This window comes from Ectothiorhodospira variabilis, assembly GCF_022227625.1.
Taxonomy (GTDB): domain Bacteria; phylum Pseudomonadota; class Gammaproteobacteria; order Ectothiorhodospirales; family Ectothiorhodospiraceae; genus Ectothiorhodospira; species Ectothiorhodospira haloalkaliphila.
Window position 1 is genome coordinate 1 of sequence record NZ_JAJNAO010000027.1, and the last position, 19,486, is coordinate 19,486.

The 19,486-nt window shown below is 64.3% G+C and carries 15 protein-coding genes; 9 read left to right on the forward strand and 6 right to left on the reverse strand.

Annotation, left to right across the window (positions count from 1 at the left end; genetic code table 11):
• Positions 1-54: 54 nt before the first annotated feature.
• The gene (locus LPW30_RS15115) at positions 55-3,189 is read right to left on the reverse strand and encodes an efflux RND transporter permease subunit (protein WP_239681272.1); all 3,135 of its coding nucleotides are present in this window, start codon (positions 3,187-3,189) and stop codon (positions 55-57) included.
• A 5-nt stretch (positions 3,190-3,194) separates the two neighbouring features.
• A complete protein-coding gene (locus LPW30_RS15120; protein ID WP_238624120.1) occupies positions 3,195-4,343 on the reverse strand; it encodes an efflux RND transporter periplasmic adaptor subunit in 1,149 nt (382 codons plus the stop codon).
• A 107-nt stretch (positions 4,344-4,450) separates the two neighbouring features.
• On the opposite strand from LPW30_RS15120, the gene LPW30_RS15125 reads away from it, so the two are divergent.
• The 7 genes from LPW30_RS15125 (at position 4,451) to panD (ending at position 9,934) form a co-directional block, all read left to right on the forward strand.
• Positions 4,451-5,074, forward strand: a complete 624-nt coding sequence (locus tag LPW30_RS15125; RefSeq protein ID WP_084306915.1) for a TetR family transcriptional regulator — start codon at positions 4,451-4,453, stop codon at positions 5,072-5,074.
• Between the two features lie 91 nt (positions 5,075-5,165).
• On the forward strand, positions 5,166-6,518 hold the full coding sequence (pcnB, locus tag LPW30_RS15130) for a polynucleotide adenylyltransferase PcnB (protein WP_025280775.1): 1,353 nt from the start codon (positions 5,166-5,168) through the stop codon (positions 6,516-6,518).
• The gene (gene folK, locus LPW30_RS15135) at positions 6,515-7,006 is read left to right on the forward strand and encodes a 2-amino-4-hydroxy-6-hydroxymethyldihydropteridine diphosphokinase (RefSeq protein ID WP_025280774.1); all 492 of its coding nucleotides are present in this window, start codon (positions 6,515-6,517) and stop codon (positions 7,004-7,006) included. The genes pcnB and folK overlap by 4 nt, the downstream gene beginning before the upstream one ends.
• Positions 7,007-7,094: 88 nt before the next feature.
• The gene (locus tag LPW30_RS15140) at positions 7,095-7,757 is read left to right on the forward strand and encodes a deoxynucleoside kinase (RefSeq protein ID WP_026623712.1); all 663 of its coding nucleotides are present in this window, start codon (positions 7,095-7,097) and stop codon (positions 7,755-7,757) included.
• Between the two features lie 49 nt (positions 7,758-7,806).
• Positions 7,807-8,622: a 3-methyl-2-oxobutanoate hydroxymethyltransferase gene (panB, locus tag LPW30_RS15145; RefSeq protein WP_239681273.1), complete on the forward strand. Its 816-nt coding sequence runs from the start codon at positions 7,807-7,809 to the stop codon at positions 8,620-8,622.
• A gap of 2 nt (positions 8,623-8,624) precedes the next feature.
• On the forward strand, positions 8,625-9,485 hold the full coding sequence (panC, locus tag LPW30_RS15150; RefSeq protein WP_239681274.1) for a pantoate--beta-alanine ligase: 861 nt from the start codon (positions 8,625-8,627) through the stop codon (positions 9,483-9,485).
• 68 nt (positions 9,486-9,553) lie between these two features.
• Positions 9,554-9,934 carry an aspartate 1-decarboxylase gene (gene panD / locus LPW30_RS15155; protein WP_025280770.1) on the forward strand — a complete coding sequence of 127 codons (381 nt, stop codon included), beginning with the start codon at positions 9,554-9,556 and terminating at the stop codon, positions 9,932-9,934.
• 227 nt (positions 9,935-10,161) lie between these two features.
• On the opposite strand, the gene LPW30_RS15160 is transcribed toward panD, so the two are convergent.
• The 3 genes from LPW30_RS15160 to glgA all read right to left on the reverse strand — a co-directional run bounded on the left by LPW30_RS15160 (position 10,162) and on the right by glgA (position 14,845).
• Positions 10,162-10,359 (reverse strand): SAP domain-containing protein, encoded by a 198-nt coding sequence (locus tag LPW30_RS15160; protein WP_238624124.1) that lies wholly within the window; start codon positions 10,357-10,359, stop codon positions 10,162-10,164.
• A 191-nt stretch (positions 10,360-10,550) separates the two neighbouring features.
• Positions 10,551-13,397, reverse strand: a complete 2,847-nt coding sequence (gene ppc / locus LPW30_RS15165) for a phosphoenolpyruvate carboxylase (RefSeq protein ID WP_239681275.1) — start codon at positions 13,395-13,397, stop codon at positions 10,551-10,553.
• A complete protein-coding gene (gene glgA / locus LPW30_RS15170; protein WP_239681277.1) occupies positions 13,397-14,845 on the reverse strand; it encodes a glycogen synthase GlgA in 1,449 nt (482 codons plus the stop codon). The genes ppc and glgA overlap by 1 nt, the downstream gene beginning before the upstream one ends.
• A 209-nt stretch (positions 14,846-15,054) precedes the next feature.
• On the opposite strand from glgA, the gene pgi reads away from it, so the two are divergent.
• Positions 15,055-16,713, forward strand: a complete 1,659-nt coding sequence (gene pgi, locus LPW30_RS15175; protein WP_239681276.1) for a glucose-6-phosphate isomerase — start codon at positions 15,055-15,057, stop codon at positions 16,711-16,713.
• Positions 16,714-16,737: 24 nt separating this feature from the next.
• Here pgi and LPW30_RS15180 read toward each other — a convergent pair whose 3' ends face one another.
• Positions 16,738-18,234, reverse strand: a complete 1,497-nt coding sequence (locus tag LPW30_RS15180; protein ID WP_025280783.1) for an SLC13 family permease — start codon at positions 18,232-18,234, stop codon at positions 16,738-16,740.
• Positions 18,235-18,437: 203 nt separating this feature from the next.
• Here LPW30_RS15180 and fbp point away from each other — a divergent pair, with 203 nt between their 5' ends.
• Complete coding sequence (gene fbp / locus LPW30_RS15185; RefSeq protein ID WP_238624127.1) at positions 18,438-19,469, forward strand: class 1 fructose-bisphosphatase; 1,032 nt, start codon at positions 18,438-18,440, stop codon at positions 19,467-19,469.
• Positions 19,470-19,486: the final 17 nt, after the last annotated feature.

Consider the following 19,486-nt stretch of genomic DNA (forward strand, 5'->3'; position numbering starts at 1 on the left):
CGAGGGGGAGAAGGGCCGGGGATGAGGGGGCGGCGGGCACCACCACACCCGCCATCAGCCCGCTTCACCCCGCTTGCGATCCCGCCGCTCCCTGCGCCAGGTGGCGGCATCGTCCAGCAGCTTGTAGAACAACGGCACGAACAGCAGGGCCAGGGTGCTCGCGCCCAGCATGCCGCCCACGGCTACGGTGCCGATCTCCTGGCGGCTGGCTGCACCCGCCCCCGTGGCGAATACCAGTGGCAGGGTGCCGATGATGAAGGTCAGCGCCGTCATCATCACTGCCCGGAAACGCTGTCGGGCCGCTGCCAGGGCCGCCTCGGTGGATGTCATGCCGTGGGCCCGGTTCTGGGCCGCAAACTCCACGATCAGGATGGCATTCTTGGCCGCCAGGCCGATGAGCACCAGCAACCCCACCTGGAAGTAGATGTCATTGGGGAAGTCCCTGATCAGCGCGAACAGGGCCGCCCCCAGCACCCCGAAGGGTACGGCCGATACCACCGCCAGCGGCAGGGTCCAGCGCTCGTACTGGGCCGCCAGGATCAGGATCACGAAGAGCAGCCCCATGGCAAAGGCTGCGCCGCCGGCCCCCGAGGCCACCTCCAGCTGATAGGCCTCGCCGATCCATCCCATCACGGTGTTGGCCTCGTCCTGCATCTCCAGGGCAATCTGATCCAGGGCATCCTTGGCCTGCCCGGTGGTAAAGCCCGGCGCCGGGTCGGCCATGATGCGGGCAGCGGGGAACAGGTTGAATCGGTTGATGATGTCGGGGCCTGATTCCCGCGTGAGGGTGACCAGGGAACTGATGGGCACCATATCGCCGGAGTCGGAGCGGACGAACACATGCCGCAGATCATCCGGATGGCTGCGGAAATCCCCTTCTGATTGCAGGTTCACCTGCCAGAGCCGGCCCTGACGCGTGAAGTCGTTCACGTACATGGAGCCAAAGGTGGCCTGCATGGTGTTGAACACCGCGTTGATGGGTACACCCGCCGCCTTGGCCTTTTCCCGGTCCACCTCCGCACGGTAGCGGGGGATGCGGGTGTCCAGGGTGGTGCGCACATTGGCCAGTTCGGGACGTTCATTGGCCTTTTGCACCATGCGCTGAAGCAGGTTGTCCATCTCCCGGGCGGACATGTCATCGCGAACCTGCAGGAAACCCTCCACGCCGCCGGTGAGTGACAGCCCCGGGATGGGCGGTGGCACGAAGGCAAACACGTTGGCATCCTGATGACCAAAGCCCATGCCCATGGCCTGCTGGGCCAGGGCCGACGCGTGCTGGTCGGGGCGGCGTCGCTCGGACCAATCGGTGAGGTTCATGAAGCCCACCATCGCGTTGGTGCGCAGCGAACCCGCCATGATGTCGAAGCCGGCAAAGGCCGTGAACATATCCACCTCCTCCAGGGAGGTGAGTTGTGCGGAGAGCTCGTCGCGGAACTGTTCCGTGCGCGCCAGGGCCGAGGTGGGAGGCAATTGCGCCACCACCAGGGCAAAGCCCTGATCCTCCTGGGGCACCAGACCCGAGGGCAGGCGATCCATCATCAGGACCGCCGCGCCCACGCACAGGGCAAACAGTCCGACGCCCAGGGTGCGGTTGCGCAGCAGGAAGCCCACGGCCCATACAAAGGCGCCGGTGATGCGCTCAAAGCCCCGGTTGAACAGTTCGAAGGGCTTGGCAACGTGATGGGTCTGCTTGTCCAGGAGCATGGCGCACATGGCCGGTATCAGGGTGAGGGCCACCACCCCCGAGACCACGACGGATACGGCGATGGTCACTGCGAACTGCCGGTAGAGTTCGCCGGAGAGGCCTTCGAGGAAGGCCACCGGTGCGAACACGGCCACCAGCACCAGGGTGGAAGCCACCACGGCCCCAGCCACCTGCTGCATGGTCTCGACGGAGGCCTCCCGGGCGCGCAGGCCCTTTTCCCGCATGAGGCGTTCCACGTTTTCCATCACGATGATGGCGTTGTCCACCACAATGCCGATGGCCAGCACCAGGCCGAACAGCGTCAGCAGGTTGATGGAAAAGCCCAGGGCCAGCATGCCGGCGAAGGTGCCGATGAGCGACACCGGGATCGCCGCCACCGGAATCAGGGTGGCCCGCAGGTGTTGCAGGAACAGGAAGGTGACTGCCACCACCAGGACGATGGCGATGAACAGGGTGATGAACACCTCGCGGATGGAGACCTCCACGAACTCGGTGGTGTCATAGGGGATGACGTACTCCATGCCCTCGGGGAAGCGTTCGGACATCTCCTCGAAGGCACGCCGGGCGCGCTCCGCGGCATCCAGGGAGTTGGCGCCGGGCGCCTGGTAGATGCCGATGGGCACGGTGGGCTCGCCGTTCATGGTGGCCGAGAAGGCATAGTTCTGGGCCCCCAGTTCCACGCGGGCCACGTCCTTCAGACGCAGGGTGCCCCCGCTGTCGTCGGCCCGCAGGATGATGTTCTCGAACTCCTCCACGTCCGCCAGCATGCCCCGGGTGGTCACGGTGAGGGTGAATGCCTGGCCGGCGGGCGCAGGCTCGGCACCCATCCGCCCGGCGGCAAACTGGGCGTTCTGCTCGCGAATGGCACTGGCCACGTCGCTGGGCGTGAGGTCGTACTGGGCCAGGGCATCCGGACGCAGCCACACACGCATGGAGTAGTCCTGGGCGCCGAACAGGGAGGCATCCCCCACGCCTGGCAGGCGGACCAGTTCATCGATCACGTTGAGCAGGGCATAGTTGCTCAGGCTGATGGTGTCGTGACTGCCATCGGGGGAGCGCAGCACGGCCACCATGAGGATGTTGGTGGAGCGGGCCTCCACGCGCACGCCCTGTTCGCGAACCTGTTGGGGCAGGCGGGGCAGGGCGGCCTGCACCCGGTTGTTGACGTTGATCTCGGCCTGATCCGGGTCGGTGCCCATGGCGAAGGATACGGCGATCTGCAGGGTGCCCGCATCCGTGCTGGTGGACTGCATGTAGATCATGTCGTCCACGCCGTTGATCTCCTGCTCCAGCGGCGCTGCCACGGCATCGGCCAGCACATCGGCACTGGCGCCCGGATACTGGGCGCTGACGACAATCTCCGGGGGCACTACATCGGGATACAGTTCAACCGGCAGGGCGCGCAACCCCGCCAGCCCGGCAAAGACGATGATCAGTGAGATGACCGAGGAGAAGATCGGCCGGTCAATGAAGAAACGCAGCATGCCGGTTACTCCTCGTCGCCAGAGGCATCACCGGGATTCACGGTCATGCCGTCGTCCACGGCCACGTGCCCCCGAACCACCACTTTCTCGCCTGGCTCCAGGCCCTCCAGGATCACCCGGCGCCCCTCGTGCACCGGGCCCAGGGTGACGTTGCGTGCATGGGCCACGTTGTCCTCGTCCACCACGAACACCCGCGGGCCCTCATGTCCCTCGCTGACCACGGTCTCATCCACCACCACGACATCCTCCAACCGCTCCAGCACCAGGCGAACCCGCAGGAACTGGCCGGGCACGACGCGACGGTCCGGGTTGGGGAACACGGCCCGGGCGGTCACACTGCCGGTGCGCGGTTCGATGGTACCGGCGGTGAAGTCCACGGTGCCCGTGTGTTCGTAATCGCTGCCATCCGCCAGCCGCAGTGTGGCCTCGTAGCGATGGTGCTCCCCGGCAGCAATGCGGGCCTGGCGGGCCGCCCGTTGCACGGCAGCATCCCCTTCGGGCAGGGCGAAACGGATGTGTATCGGGTCATGCTGGGTGATGATCGTGAGCAGCGTGCCGCGCTCCACCAGGCTGCCCTCGGGCAGGACCTCCAGTTCGGTGGACCCGGTGATGGGGGCCTCCACACGGGTGTAGCTCAGGTTGCGGCGAGCATCGTTGACGGCGGCGGCGGCCACTTCCATCTGTGCCTCGGCCAGTTCCTTCTCCGACAGGGCCCGGTCGCGCTCCCGCTGACTCACGGCATCGCGTGCATACAGGGAGGATATCCGGTCCCATTCGCGTTGGGCCTGGTTCAGTGCGGCCTGGGCATTGGCCTGCTGGGCACGGGCATGCTGCAGGGCGATCTGGTAGGGCTCCTCCTCGATCCGGAACAGGGCCTCACCCCGGTCAACGGCCTGCCCCTCCACGTAGAGACGCTCTTCCAGAATGCCACCCACCCGGGCACGCACCTCCACCTCCCGGGACCCGCGCGCTCGACCGGCGTATACGCCCTGCACTTCAACCGAGTCCACCTGGGCGGGTTGCAGCGTGACGGGCGGCGGTGGGCGGTCCCCCTGCTGGGCGGCGACCGGGGCCATCGTCAGAATCAACGCCACGCACAGGCTCAGGGCTGCCAGGTGCCGGGAACGCGGGTAGGGGGGGCGATATGGAACCATAGTGGATGCCTCGGGAGGGGGCTGGCGCGACAGAGGAAGCTTTCGACTTTAACATACAACCATGAAGGTATGAACTACACCCCCTCGCTCGTGGCAGAATACTTATTATGCGCAGAACCAAAGAACAGGCAGAACAGACTCGTCAGCAATTGCTGGATGCCGCGGAACGGATGTTCCTGAAAAAGGGTGTGTCGGGCACGACCCTGGCCAATATCGCCGAGGAGGCAGGTCTGACCCGAGGGGCCATCTACTGGCACTTTCAGGACAAGGACGATCTGTATAACGCCATGGTGCGTCGTGTGGTCTTTCCCCTGGAGGCCATCGACGCTGCCTATGCCCGGGACGTGGGCTGCGATCCCGTAGCCGCACTGGAGAAGGTGTGCCTGTCGGGCATCACTCATCTGCTGACCGACGCGCGTGCCCGTCGGGTCTACACCATCGTGCTGCACCGCCAGGAACGCTGCCCCGGAGAGCCGCAGCCGGCAGGCGAGGTGGAAAAGCGCCAGCAGGGCGAGGAATTATTCCGCCATTGCTTTGAATCCGTGGAGCGAGCCGGACGATTGCATCCCCTGCTGAGCGTCGATGCGGCAGTGGATGGCCTGATGGCCTTCTTCACAGGGCTGATCTACCGCTGGTTGCTGGAGGCGGGAAGCATGAACATGGCCGACCAGGCGCGGCCGCTGTTTCGCGTGTTTCTGGAAGGCATGATTCGCCCAGCCTCCCGACCCTAGCCCCGGTATTGCATTTGATAACACCGCGCAATCCTCAAGAAAGCCCGAAGCTGTTATCATGCATAAGTCCATAAGCATCACGATGACATGCGTGCCCGAAGAATCCCGCTCCAATCCCTCTGAACAGCGCTCCCCCCGGGTGTACGCCCGCGCCGAACACGGCATCTCCCGCGCCAATATCAGTGACAATGCCCTGAAGGTCCTCTACCGCCTCAAGGATGCGGGCTTTCGCGCCTGCCTGGTGGGTGGCGGGGTGCGCGATCTCCTGCTGGGACGAGAGCCCAAGGATTTCGACGTGGCCACCGACGCCCATCCGGAAGAGGTGCGCAAGGTCTTTCGCAACTGCCGCCTCATTGGACGTCGCTTTCGCCTGGCCCATGTGTATTTCGGCCGCGAAATCATCGAAGTCGCCACCTTCCGTGCGCCCCACGAAGACTCCACCGACGATCCGGATCTGGAATCCGACGACGCCGGCAGCCGTCAGGCCCTGGTGGAGGATGGCCGCATCATTCGCGATAACGTGTACGGCACCATCGAGCAGGATGCCTGGCGTCGTGATTTCAGCATCAATGCCTTGTACTACGACATCAGCGACTTCTCCGTGGTGGATTACACCGACGGCATGGAGGACCTCAAGGAAGGGGCCCTGAGGTTGATCGGTGACCCGGAGGTACGCTTCCGGGAGGACCCGGTGCGCATGCTCCGGGCGGTACGTTTTGCCTCCAAACTCGGATTCCGCCTGGACCCCGCGGCCGAGCAGGGGATTGTCAAGCTGGGTGATCTGCTGGAAGACGTGGCACCGGCACGGCTGTTCGACGAGGTGGTCAAGCTCTTTCACGGTGGTCATGCGTTGCAGACCTTCGAGATGCTGCGCCACTATGATCTGTTCCAGTACCTGTTTCCCCTCACCGAAGAGTCCCTGGAACACGAGGAACAGGGTTTTCCCATCACCTTCGTGGCCAATGCCCTGAGCAACACGGATGATCGCATCCAGTCCGGGAAAGGCGTCAATCCGGCCTTCCTCTATGCGGTGCTGCTGTGGGAGCCGGTGCGCCACCTGGCGGAACAGTTCATGGATGACGGTGTTTCCGAACTACCCGCACTGCAGCGGGCGGGTGGTCAGATCCTGGCCGAACAGGCCCGGTTCATTTCCATCCCCAAGCGCTTTTCCCTGCCCGTGCGCGAAATCTGGGAAATGCAGCCCCGTTTCGAGATACGCCAGGGCGTGCGACCACTGAAACTGCTCACTCACCCGCGTTTTCGCGCCGGCTATGATTTCTACTGCCTGCGTGGCCGCTCCGGTGAGGCCCTGGAGGATGGATGTGAATGGTGGACGCGCCTGCAGGAAGTGAGCGAGGCGGAGCAGCGGCGCATGGCCGAGCCCCAGGGCAAGTCCGGCCGCTCCAAGCGCCGCCGGCGGCGCCGCAAGCCTGCTGCCACATGAGCCCGGTGACCGCCTATGTGGGCGTGGGCGCCAACCTGGATGACCCCATCGCCCATGTGAGTCGGGCCCTGGATGAGTTGGGCCAGCTGCCTGACACAACTCTGGTGAGTCGTTCGGCTCTGTACCGCAGTGCCCCCATGGGTCCACCGGATCAACCTGACTACATCAATGCCGTGTGCGCCCTGAGCACGGGTCTGTGCGCCGATGCCCTGCTGGATGCCCTGCGGGCCCTGGAGGCCCAGCATGGCCGCCTCCGGGACGGGACCCGTTGGGGGCCGCGCACCCTGGACCTGGACATCCTGCTCTATGGAGACGAATCGATTCAGGCAGAGCACCTCAAGGTTCCGCATCCGGGCATGGCCGAGCGCGCCTTCGTGCTCTACCCCCTGGCGGAGATCGCCCCGGATCTGAACGTGCCCGGGCTTGGCACGCTGCAGGGGTTGTTGCGATGCTGTCCGCGGGATGGACTGCAGCCCATTCGCGGTTGAACAGGGCGGGCTGGCTTTGCCCCGCGCATGCCTAGTAAGATCCGCCCCATAGACCCCTCGTGCCAATAACGCCCCGATACCCCCTGCCATGAACCAGACTGAATTGACGGAACCGAGCCTGATTGCGGTGGAAGGCCCTATTGGCGTGGGCAAGACCAGCCTGGCCACACGCCTGGCCGATACCCTCGGGGCCGAACTGGTGCTGGAATCCCCGGACCACAATCCCTTTCTTGAGCGCTTTTACCAGGACCCTCGTCATCAGGCCCTGGCCACACAGTTGTTCTTCCTCACCCAGCGTCTGGACCAATGGCAGGGGCTGCGACGGGATGCGGGTGACGCGCCGGCCCTGCGCGTGACCGACTTCGTGCTGGACAAGGACGACCTCTTTGCCCAGGTGACCCTGGAGGAGGAGGAATATCGCCTCTACCAGCGTATCCGTCAGGGGCTTCAGCGGGATGTTGCCCGCCCTGATCTGGTCATCTACCTGCAGGCCCCCGTGGAAATCCTTCGGGAACGCATTGCACAGCGTGGGCGATCCTATGAAAAGCTCATGGATAGCGTGTATCTTCAGCGGCTGAGTGATACCTATGCGAGTTTCTTCTATCATTATGCAGAGGCGCCCCTGCTGATCGTGAACGCCGGAGAGATCGACTGGGTCAAGCGGGATGAGGATTTTCAGCAACTGCTGGATTTCATGCGCACGATCCGTGCGGGGCGTCACTACTTCAATCCCCTGCCTTCCGCCGTCTGAATGGCCCCGGGGTACCGCCCCTTCAAAGTTCATAACCCGCGGATAAAGCGTGAGCGTACAGACTCAGACAAAGCGACTGACCCTGCGCGACCTGCAGGGCCTGCGAGAACAGGCCGAGCCCATCGCCAGTCTTACCGCCTATGACGCCACCCAGGCCCGTCTGCTGGATGAGGCGGGAGTGGACGTGGTTCTGGTGGGTGACTCCCTGGGGATGGTGGTGCTGGGCCATGACACCACCATCCCCGTCACCGTGGATGACATGATCTACCACACCCGGGCCGTGTCCCGGGGGCTGAGTCGCGCCCTGCTGATGGCAGACATGCCCTTCATGAGCTACGCCAGCGTGGATCAGGCGGTGACCACCGCCGCCAGGCTCATGCAGGAGGGCGGTGCGCAAGTGGTCAAGCTGGAGGGCGACGCACAGCAGGTGGCCGTGGTCAGTGCGCTCTCGCATCACGGCATTCCGGTATGCGCGCATCTGGGCCTGCGGCCGCAATCGGTTCACAAGCTGGGTGGGTATCGGGTGCAGGGTCGCGCCGCCCCCGAGGCGGAGCGGATGCTGAAGGACGCCATGGCCCTGGAAGAGGCCGGTGCCGATATCCTGCTGCTGGAGTGCGTACCCTCGAAACTGGCCGCCGAGATCCGCTCCATGGCCCGCATTCCGGTGATCGGGATCGGTGCCGGCGCCGACTGTGACGGGCAAATCCTGGTGCTGCAGGACGTGCTGGGCATGACGGCGCGCGCGCCCCGTTTCTCCCACAACTTCCTGGTCGGTCAGAACAGCATTCAGGATGCCCTGGCCGCCTATGTGTGGGCGGTCAAGCGTCGCGAATTCCCCACGGCGGAACACGCTTTTTCCTCCTGACCATGGATATCATTCATTGTGTGACATCACTGCGCCAGGTGCGCAACGGCTGGCGCGACGCGCGTGAGTCCGTTGCCCTGGTGCCCACCATGGGCAACCTGCATGCGGGGCATCTGGCGCTCGTGCGTCAGGCCCGTCATCAGGCAGATCGGGTGGTGGTGAGCATCTTCGTCAATCCCCTCCAGTTTGACCGTCCGGAGGACCTGGCCGCCTACCCGCGCACCCTGGCCGAGGACTGTGAACTGCTGGCGCAGGAGGGCGTGGATCTGGTCTTTGCCCCCGGGGATGAGGAACTCTATCGTCGCCCCCGAAGCGAAATCACCCGAGTGGAGGTGGTCGGCCTGTCGGATCTGCTGGAAGGCGCCCACCGGCCCGGGCATTTTGCCGGCGTGGCCACAGTGGTGTGCAAGCTCTTCAATCTGGTGCAGCCGGACCTGGCCATCTTCGGAGAAAAGGATTTTCAGCAACTGATGCTGATCCGCCGCATGGTGGACGATCTGGATATCCCGGTCGAAGTGCTCAGCGGCGCCACGGTGCGTGAGCCTGACGGTCTGGCCTTGAGTTCCCGCAATGCCTACCTGGATGCGGCCCAGCGGGAACGGGCTCCGGGGCTGTATCAGGTGCTCTGCGAACTGGCGGGGCAGGTGACCGCAGGGGCGAGGGATTACGACCTTCTGGAGGCCGAAGCGATGAAAGGGCTTGAAATACGAGGCTTTGAGCCTGATTATGTTGCAGTGCGGCGAAGCGCCGACCTGTTGCCCCCCGGGGCACAGGATTCTCAACTGGTGGTGCTGGCTGCAGCCTGGCTTGGCCGGGCCCGCCTGATCGATAACCTGACGATGGACGTGCAGACCGGGGCTTGAACACCCGGCATCACGTGGGCCCCGCGGATCACCAAGGGGGGCCGAAGACCTGGAGGATGTGTTTACCCATGTTTCTGACCCTGCTCAAGTGCAAGCTCCACCGCGCCGCGGTCACCCATGCGGAACTGGATTATGAAGGTTCCTGCGCCATTGACTCGGATCTGCTGGAGATGTCCGGCATCCGTCCCTATGAACAGATCCAGATTTACAACGTCACCAATGGTGAGCGTTTCACCACCTATGCCATCCGTGCCGAGGCCGGCAGCCGGGTGATCTCGGTGAATGGCGCTGCCGCCCACAAGGCCAGCCCGGGTGATCGGGTGATCATCTGTGCCTACGCGCAGATGAGCGAGGAACAGGCAGAGTTGTTCAAGCCGACGCTGATCTACATGAACGAATCCAATCACGTGACGGGGACGGGCGACGAGATCGCCACCCAGGCGGCCTGAGGGGTTCCCTTTCCTTTCCTGCCCCTCACCCCAACCCCTCTCCCCGGAGGGGAGAGGGGCTCATGATGATTTCTCCGGAGGGGAGAGGGGCTCATGATTGTTTCTCCGGAGGAGGAGGGCTTCCCTGGCGCTTGGCTTATGAGCAGCGGGCACGCCCTCTCCCTTCTCCCCCTGGGGGAGAAGGGCCGGGGATGAGGGGGGGCGGCGGGCACGATGTTCAGTGTAACTCAGCGACGCCGCGACCGCCTCAGGCAGTCCTCATGCCAGTGGCATTCCACCTCCCTGCAGAATCCTTCCTCGGCGGTCGCAAAGCAGGGCGCATTGCCCTCGTTGATCTGTATCGTCCGGATCAGGTCCTGCTTGCACAGCGAACCCGGTGTAACCCCTTTGTTCTGGGCAATGTAACGAACGGTGGCAAGGTTCATGGGTCGGGCATCCTCAATGACGGTGAGCCTGCCTCGCCGAGATGGCACCCTGTCTCAGGATGCGCCCCACCGGGGCGGGTGGCATGGGCGAGAGTCTTGATTGCCATGGGTGAGTATGGCTTTTTCTCCCGTCGACGCCAGGATTTTCCCTCCTATCCCTATGTCATTCGTCGGCTTTTCAGGTCCGACGATCAACCCGTGTTGCGCATGCCCGCAGCAATGGCGTTGATGGAGCGTAACAGCGGCGATATCCAGGGGTCTTCGGCCTTCTCGCCCTGGGCGTGCAGGGCACGATACCGCCTGAGCAGGATGATCTGGATGTGGTTCAAGGGATCCAGATAGGGGTCACGACGGGTCAGTGACAGGGCCAGGGTGGGATTTTCCTCCAGCAATGATCCGGCCCCCGAGACCGCCAGCACCTGAGACACCGTGCGCTGGTACTCATCCCGGATCACCTGATAGATCCGCTGAGCCTGGTCCTGATCCTGGCACAACTCCGCGTATTCCTGGGCAATGCCCATGTCCGCCTTCGACAGGGACATCTGGCAGTTGGACAGCAGTGAATGGAAGAAAGGCCATTCCCGGTACATGGATTGCAGTTGAGCCAGTCGCTCAGGATCCTCCCCATGCCAGGTCTGCAGTGCCGTGCCGATACCGTACCAGGCGGGGACGGTGTGCCGGGACTGGGCCCAGCCGAACACCCAGGGGATGGCCCGGATGGAACTCTTGGAGCGATCCGCCTTGCGCCGGTGGGAGGGACGTGAGCCGATGTTCATGCGACCGATTTCTTCCACGGGCGTGGCCTCGTAGAAATAGTCCAGCAGGCCCGGCGTTTGATCCGTCAGCCCCCGATAGGCCTGTTCGCCATGCTCGGCCAGGGCATTCATCACGCCCAGGAAGTCGGGGTTGTCCTGGCCGCCCTGGCCGATCAGGCCTCGGCTGGCCTTGATCAGACCGGTGGCGCCGATACTCAGCTCATAGACGGCGGTTTCCACGTTGCTGTACTTGTAGGACAGAACCTCCCCCTGCTCGGTGAACTTGATCTCCCCCTGCACGGTGCCGGGCGGCTGGGCCATGATGGATTCGTGGGTGGGGCCACCGCCGCGGCCGATGGTGCCGCCCCGGCCATGGAACAGCCGGCATTCCACGCCATGGGCCTCGGTAATGTCGATGATCTTGCGCTGAGCATCGTAGAGGTTCCAGGCAGAGGCCAGGATGCCGCCGTCCTTGCAGGAATCGGAGTAGCCCAGCATCACCTCCTGACGATTGCCGGAGGCCTTGAGCAGACGCGCATAGACCGGGTCACCCAGCAGGGACTCCAGCACCGATTCCACGTGGTGCAGATCCTCAATGGTCTCGAACAGGGGCGAAATCCGTACATGGCAGACATCGGCCTCAAGTTCCTCCCCGGGGCCCAGCTTTGCCAGGTCCGCGAGTCGGGCCAGCAGCATCACCTCCATGACGTGGGACGCGGCATGGGTCATGGAAATCACATAGGTGCCGATGCCGTCACCGCCCACTTCCCCGCGCAGACGAGCCATGGTCTGGAAGACTGCCAGGGTCTGGCGTGTCTCTTCTGACAGCACGTCGATGTCGCAGGTGAAATCATCCCGGGTCAGCAGACGTCCCAGCAGGGTGAGTCGCGTCGGCTCATCCTGAGCGTCGTAATCGGCCTCCTCGCCCGTGCTGGCAAGGATCTCGGCCACGGCAGCCGTGTGCACCAGCGACTCCTGGCGAATATCCAGATGATGCAGGTGAAACCCGAAGGTCTCCACGAGCCGGATCAGGTCGGTCAGGTCGGCGCCGGCGATATTGCCATCCCCATGGCTTTCCAGGGAGTCCCGGATCACGTAGAGGTCCCCTAGCAGTTCCTCCGGGCCGTGATAGGCGGACTGGACCGGCAGCACGGCGGTCTCGCCCGCCAGGCGGCGACGCACCGTGTTCAGGGTTTCGGAAAGGCGGTGACGGATGAAATACAGCTTGCGGCGGTAGGGCTCGGTCCTCATCTCATTGAGCCCCTCCCGGAAGACCGCCGAGGAGATGCTGTCATCTTCGGCCAGACTGTCCATCAGTGCCTGGGTGGGCTGGCACATCAGGGAAGAGTGAGTGAGCACGAAGCGCAGGTCGTGCACCCGCCGCAGATACTCCGACAGTACCTGCTCCATGGCCAGGCGGCAGGCCCTCTCGGTGACCGCAGGGGTCACGTAGGGATTGCCGTCCCGGTCCCCGCCGATCCAGGAGCCGAAACGCAGCAGGCTGGGGATACGCACGTTGGGTCGGCCCGCCTCGTCCGTGCCGTAGGTGCGGCGAATGGCCTTTTCCAGCAGCCGGTAGGTGAGGGGCACGGCGGTGAACAGGCTCTCTTCGTAGTAGAACAGCCCATACTTGATCTCGTCGAGCACCTCGGGCTTGGTAACCCGCACCTCATTGGTGCGCCACAGCACCTGAATCTGGGTTTCCAGTTGGCGAATCACCTCGCGTCGTTCCTCCCGGCCGATACGACCCTTGTTGAGGGGCTCGGCGGCCAGGAAGATGCGTCGCTGCGCTTCCATGACCGTGCGGCGCCGGGCCTCCGTGGGGTGGGCGGTGAACACGGGCATGTACTTCACCTGCTCCAGCAGGAACTGCAACTGCTCGGCACTCACGTCGCTCGCCTGGAATTCCCGCACCGTGTGGTCAAAGGAACCCAGCCACAGGGGACCGCCCCGCGTGACCTGGCGCCGACGCTCCCGGTAGAGGAAGTCCTCTTCCGCCAGGTTGGCGAGACTGAAATAGATACTGAAGGCCCGAATGATGGTCTCCAGGCGCTTCGGGTCCATCTCGTCGATCAACCGCATCAGACGGGCGCGCTTGTCCGGATCGTCCTGCTGGCGCAGGGACACAAAGCCGCGACGCAGGGTCTCCACGGCACGAAAGACCTCCGGCCCCTCCAGGCGCCGGATGATGTTGCCCAGCAGCTTGCCGAAGAGTTTCACGCGGGCCCGCAGGGGCTTGTCTCCAGTGGAGCTGTCCTGTACGCGATCGGGGTGCTGGGTCATTAGCGGGTCAACTCCCGGTAGAGTTCCTGATAGGCCTGGGCGCTGCGATCCCAGCTGAATTCCTGACTCATGCCCCGGCGCATGAGGTCGTTCCACTGGGCCTGATCCTGGTACAGGGAGATCCCCCGGCCGATGGCCTCGCTCAGGGCCTCGATGGTGGGGGCCTCGAAGACCAGGCCGGTGGCCGTGCCCTCTGCCAGGGTTTCGGCGTTGGTGTCCACCACCGTGTCCGCCAGACCACCGGTGCGACGCACCAGGGGCACGGTGCCATAGCGCAGGCTGTACATCTGATTGAGGCCGCAGGGCTCGAAGCGGGATGGCATCAGGAACATGTCTCCACCGGCTTCCAGTTGGTGCGCCAGGCCCTCGTCATAGCCGATCTGCAGTCCCATGCGTCCGGGATGGCGGGCAGCCATGGCCCGGGCGCGGGCCTCCAGATTCTTGTCACCACTGCCCAGGATCGCCAGCTGAATCTGACCTGCAGCCAGCAGCGGCTCGCAGGCGGCAAGGATGAGATCCACGCCCTTCTGGGCCACCATGCGGCCCACGTGGGTCAGCAGGGGGCGGTCCGGCAGCACCTCCAGACCCAGACGCTCCTGCAGCGCCTGTTTGCAGGCGGCCTTGCCGGCCATATCGTCTGCGTTGTAGCGGGCCGGCAGCAATTTGTCCTTGGCGGGGTCCCAGTGGCGATAGTCGGCACCGTTGATGATGCCTGTGAGATCATGGGCCCGGGCGTTCAGCAGGCCGTCGAGCCCATTGCCGAACTGGGCCGTCTGGATCTCCCGGGCGTAAGTGGGGCTCACCGTGGTGAGATGGTCGGCGAAGACCAGCCCGCCTTTGATGAATGAGAGCTGACCATGATATTCCAGGCCGTAAAGGTCCCAGAATTCCGGTGGCAGGGTGAGATCCTCCATGGCATGTCGCGGGAACAGGCCCTGGTAGGACAGATTGTGGATCGTGAACACTGTTGCTGGCCGATCGGGATGCTGGCTGAGCAAGGCCGGTGCCAGGCCCGTCTGCCAGTCGTTGCAGTGGAGGATCTGGGGTTGCCAGTCCAGCTCCGCCTGATTCATGGCCAGTTTGACCAGGGCCCGGGCGAACACCCCGAAACGCAGGTGGTTGTCCTGCCAGTCACGACCGTCCGAGGCTCGGTAGGGGTCGCCGGCCCGGTCGAAATGCAGGGGTGAGTCCACCAGATACAGTTTGACCCGGGTCTTGGGCAGCACCCCTTCCAGGATGCGCACCGGAGCATCGCTGCCGGGCAGCTGGAGTTCGGCCACGGGGCTGGTCTTGCCGGCCGCCGCCAAGGCTGCAGGATAGGCAGGCAGTACGAGCCGCACATCGTGCCGCAATCGTTTGAGGGCCGGCGGCAGGCTGCCGCACACGTCTGCCAGCCCGCCGGTCTTGATCAGCGGGTGGGCCTCGCTGGAAGCGAAGAGGATGCGCATGGTGGTATCTGCCCCGTCAATGCTGCGCGACGTGGGCATGGCTCCCTGTTGGTGGTTGATGTTGCCCCCATCATAAAGAAATAACGATGGACGGGTGAACCGTTCAGGTGGATGGTGCCTCGGCCCCCCTGGACGCCGCGCTGTTTTGCCGCTGTCACGGGCCTCTTGTATCTTGTTCCAGACGCTCTCAATCCATCCCGGGACACCCCATGACCACGCACTCCCCCAACAAGACCCAGGCCTGGCAGGCACTGGAGAGCCATTTCCAGGCCCTCCGCGACGTGCACATGCGCACGCTGTTCGAGCGTGATCCGCAGCGCTTTCAGCGCTTCACCGTTCAGTTCGAGGACATGCTGCTGGACTACTCCAAGAACCGGGTGAACGAGGAGACCATGGAGCTGCTCATGGACCTGGCCCGCACCGCACGGGTGCCCCAGTGGCGGGACGCCATGTTCGCCGGTGAACCCATCAACGCCACCGAGGGCCGTGCCGTGCTGCATACGGCCCTGCGTAACCGCAGCGACCGCGCCACGGTCGTCGAGGGGGAGGATGTCATGCCCCGGGTGCGCGCAGTGCTTTCGCAGATGCGGGAGTTCACGGAGCAGGTGCGCTCCGGGGCCTGGACCGGCCATACCGGGCAACCCATCCGCCATGTGGTGAACATTGGGATTGGTGGCTCGGATCTGGGGCCGTTGATGGTCTGCGAGGCCCTGCGCCCCTATGGCCATGAGCGCCTGACCATGCATTTCGTCTCCAACGTGGATGGTACCCATCTGGCCGAGACCCTGGCCCGGGTGGACCCGCAGACCACCCTGTTCGTCATCGCCTCCAAGACCTTCACCACCCAGGAGACCCTGACCAACGCCCATAGCGCCCGGGCCTGGCTGCTGGAACACCTGGGGGATGAGTCGGCCATCGCCCGGCATTTTGTGGCGGTGTCCACCAACGAGCCCCAGGTGCGTGACTTCGGCATCGACCCGCGCAACATGTTCGTGTTCTGGGACTGGGTGGGGGGGCGTTATTCCCTGTGGTCGGCCATCGGCCTGCCCATTGCCCTGTATCTGGGCATGGATCACTTCGAGGCCCTGCTGGACGGTGCTCACGCCATGGACGAGCATTTTCGCACCGCGCCGCTGGAGCAGAACATGCCGGTGATCATGGCATTGCTGGGCGTGTGGTACGTGAATTTCTTTGGCGCTCATACCCAGGCCATCCTGCCTTACGATCAGTATCTGCACCGTTTCCCTGCCTATCTGCAACAGGGGGACATGGAGAGCAACGGCAAGTCGGTGGATCGCCAGGGGCGCCGGGTGAGCTGGCACACGGGGCCGGTGATCTGGGGGGAGCCGGGCACCAACGGCCAGCATGCCTTCTATCAGTTGATCCATCAGGGGACGCGGCTGGTGCCCTGCGATTTCATCGCCCCCTGCCGGTCACACCACCCCCTGGGCGAGCATCACCCCATCCTCATGTCCAACTTCTTCGCCCAGACCGAGGCGCTGATGACAGGTCGCACTCTGGATGAGGTGACTGCCGAGATGCGGGCTGCGGGCATGGAGGAGGGGAGCATCGCCGAGCTGGCGCCACATCGGGTGTTTGAGGGCAACCGGCCCAGCAACTCCCTGCTGTTCGAATGCCTGACACCCCGCACCCTGGGCTCGCTCATCGCCCTGTACGAGCATCGGATCTTTGTCCAGGGCATCATCTGGAACGTGAATTCCTTCGACCAGTGGGGCGTGGAACTGGGCAAGCAACTGGCCCGCACGGTGCTGCGGGAGTTGCGTGATCCCGACCCGGTGGAGGGGCATGATGCCTCCACCAATGGCCTGATCAACTATTACAAACGCCTGGCCGGGGGCCGGGTGTAGGCCCCCGAACCCGGTGGGCGGGGCTTATGCCCCGCTGCCCAGCAGCGGCATGGCCAGCCCGAACACCGCCAGGGTGACCAGCACGATCGAGATGAGGCTCAGGCGCCACCCCGCGTTCACCATGTCTGGCACGGTGATGCGCTCACTGCTGAAGACGATGGCATTGGGTGGCGTGGCCACCGGCAGCATGAACGCGCAGGAGGCCGCCAGGGCCACGGGGATGGCCAGCAGCAGCGGGTCATGCCCCAGCGAGACAGCCAGGGCGGCGGCCAGTGGCAGCACCGTGGCTGCCGTGGCCGTGTTGCTGGTCACGTGGCTGAGCAGCATGGCGCTCAGGGCAACGGTGCCCACCAGCGTCCAGGTGGGCCAGTTGCTGAGCTGGCTCAGGGCCGTGGCCACATGGTCCGACAGCCCGCTGGAGCCGATGGCGGAGCCCAGGCTCAGGCCTCCCCCCACCAGCACCAGCACGCCCCAGGGGAGTTGTCGGGTGGATTCCCAGTCCAGCAGGAACTGGTGGCGCTTGAAATTGGCCGGGATCAGGAACAGGGCCAGGGCGCCGGCAATGGCGATGCCGGAATCGGTGATGGCCATGCCGGGGAAGGCCTTCTCCAGCAAGGGGCGACAGATCCAGGCCAGGGCCACACCCAGAAAGACCAGGGCCACACGCTTCTCTGGCGTGGTCATGGTGCCCAGTTGCGAGCGCTGCTGCTGGAGCAGGCTCTCGATATCCTGGACGGGCCGCGGCGAGACCGGGAAGGCCCAGCGGCACAATACCCACCAGGTGATGATCAGCAGGACGGTGGCCAGTGGCAGACCCACCATCATCCACTGCACGAAGCCGATATTGATGTCGTAATTGTCGGTCATGTAGGCCGCCAGCAGGGCGTTGGGCGGCGTACCGATGAGGGTGGCCATGCCGCCAATGTTGGCGCCAAAGGCGATCCCCAGCAGCAGCGCCAGACCCACGTTGCGGATCTGTCCGCTCTCCACGCCCTTGTCTTCCAGCAGCACCAGCACGGAGATGCCGATGGGCAGCATCAGGGCCGCGGTGGCCGTGTTGCTCACCCACATGCTCAGGCCGGCGGTGGCAGCGATGAAACCGGCCACCAGATGATCCAGACGCTTGCCCGCCAGGCCCAGGATCAGCAGGGCGATACGCCGGTGCAGGTTCCAGCGCTGTATGGCCAGGGCGATCATGAAGCCACCCAGGAACAGGAACACCATGGGATTGGCGTAGGGCGCCGCCGCTTCGGAGATGGTACCGGCCCCCAGCAGGGGCAGCAGGGCCACCGGGAGCAGGGCGGTGGCCGGAATGGGAATGGCCTCGCTCACCCACCAGATGGCCATCAACGCCGTCAGCGCTGCCACGGCCCAGGTCTCGGGAGCCATGTCGCCGGGTGGGCCCAGCAGCAGCATGCTGGCAAAGACGATCGGACCCAGTGCCAGACCCAGCCTTGGACGCCACAGGGAGGGCTGCGGCTTGGGCGGCGCGGGCGCGGTGGTGTCCTGGGATTCGCTCATGGTGATGTATCCGTTCGTGTGTCAGTCGGGTTGATTGTAGACCGGCTTGCGTCGGTCGTGTTGCATTGCAACATTTTTCCAGTGGTGATTGGGCGGCATCGGGGGAGACTGCATCGGGCCGGAGGAATTCCCTTTCACGACTTTACCGCCGGGCTGCTTGGTATATCCTGAGTCCATTCCATGACATTCAGACAGGCGAAATGATGACAACGGCGACAGACAGTTACAACATCACCACCCTCAACGAGTTCATCATCCAGCGCCAGGCGGATTTCCCCTATGCCAAGGGGGAACTGTCCCGCCTGCTGCACCATGTGGGCGTGGCCGCCAAGGTGGTGAACAAGAAGATCAACAAGGCGGGCCTGGTGGACATCCTCGGGCGGGCCGGGGACGTGAACGTCCAGGGCGAGGACGTGCAGAAGCTGGATCTGTTCGCCAACCATCACTTCATCGCGGCGCTGCGCGCCACCTCGGAGTGCTGTGCCATCGCCTCGGAGGAGGACCAGGAGATCACCCTGTTCGATGACGGGCTCTCCCGGGATGCCAAGTACGTGTTCTGCATGGACCCCCTGGATGGCTCCTCGAACCTGGACGTGAACGTCTCGGTGGGCACCATCTTCTCCATCTATCGCCGTGTCACCGAGCGGGGTGAGCATCCGGATCTGACGGACTTCATGCAGCCGGGCACCGAGCAGGTGGCGGCGGGCTACGTGATCTACGGTTCGTCCACCATGCTGGTGTACACCACCGGCAAGGGGGTGCATGGTTTCACCCTGGACCCCACCATCGGTGAGTTCTGCCTGTCCAACCCGCACATCACCACGCCGGAGAAGGGCACCATCTACAGCATCAACGAGGGCAACTATGCCCATTTCCCCCAGGGCGTGAAGAAATACCTCAAGTACTGCCAGGTGGTGGACCCGGACACCCATCGCCCCTACACCTCTCGCTACATCGGTTCCCTGGTGTCGGACTTCCACCGCAATCTGCTCAAGGGCGGGGTCTTCATGTATCCCTCCACCCAGAAGGCCCCGAACGGCAAATTGCGACTGTTGTATGAGTGCAACCCCATCGCCTTCATCGCCGAACAGGCCGGCGGCAAGGCCAGCGACGGGGTAGGCCGCATCCTGGAGATCCAGCCCGAGGGCCTGCATCAGCGTGTACCGTTCTATGTGGGGTCCCGGGCGATGGTGGATGACGTGGAGGCGTTGTTGGCGGAATATCCGGGCGAGTGAGTGGAGAAGGTCTCATT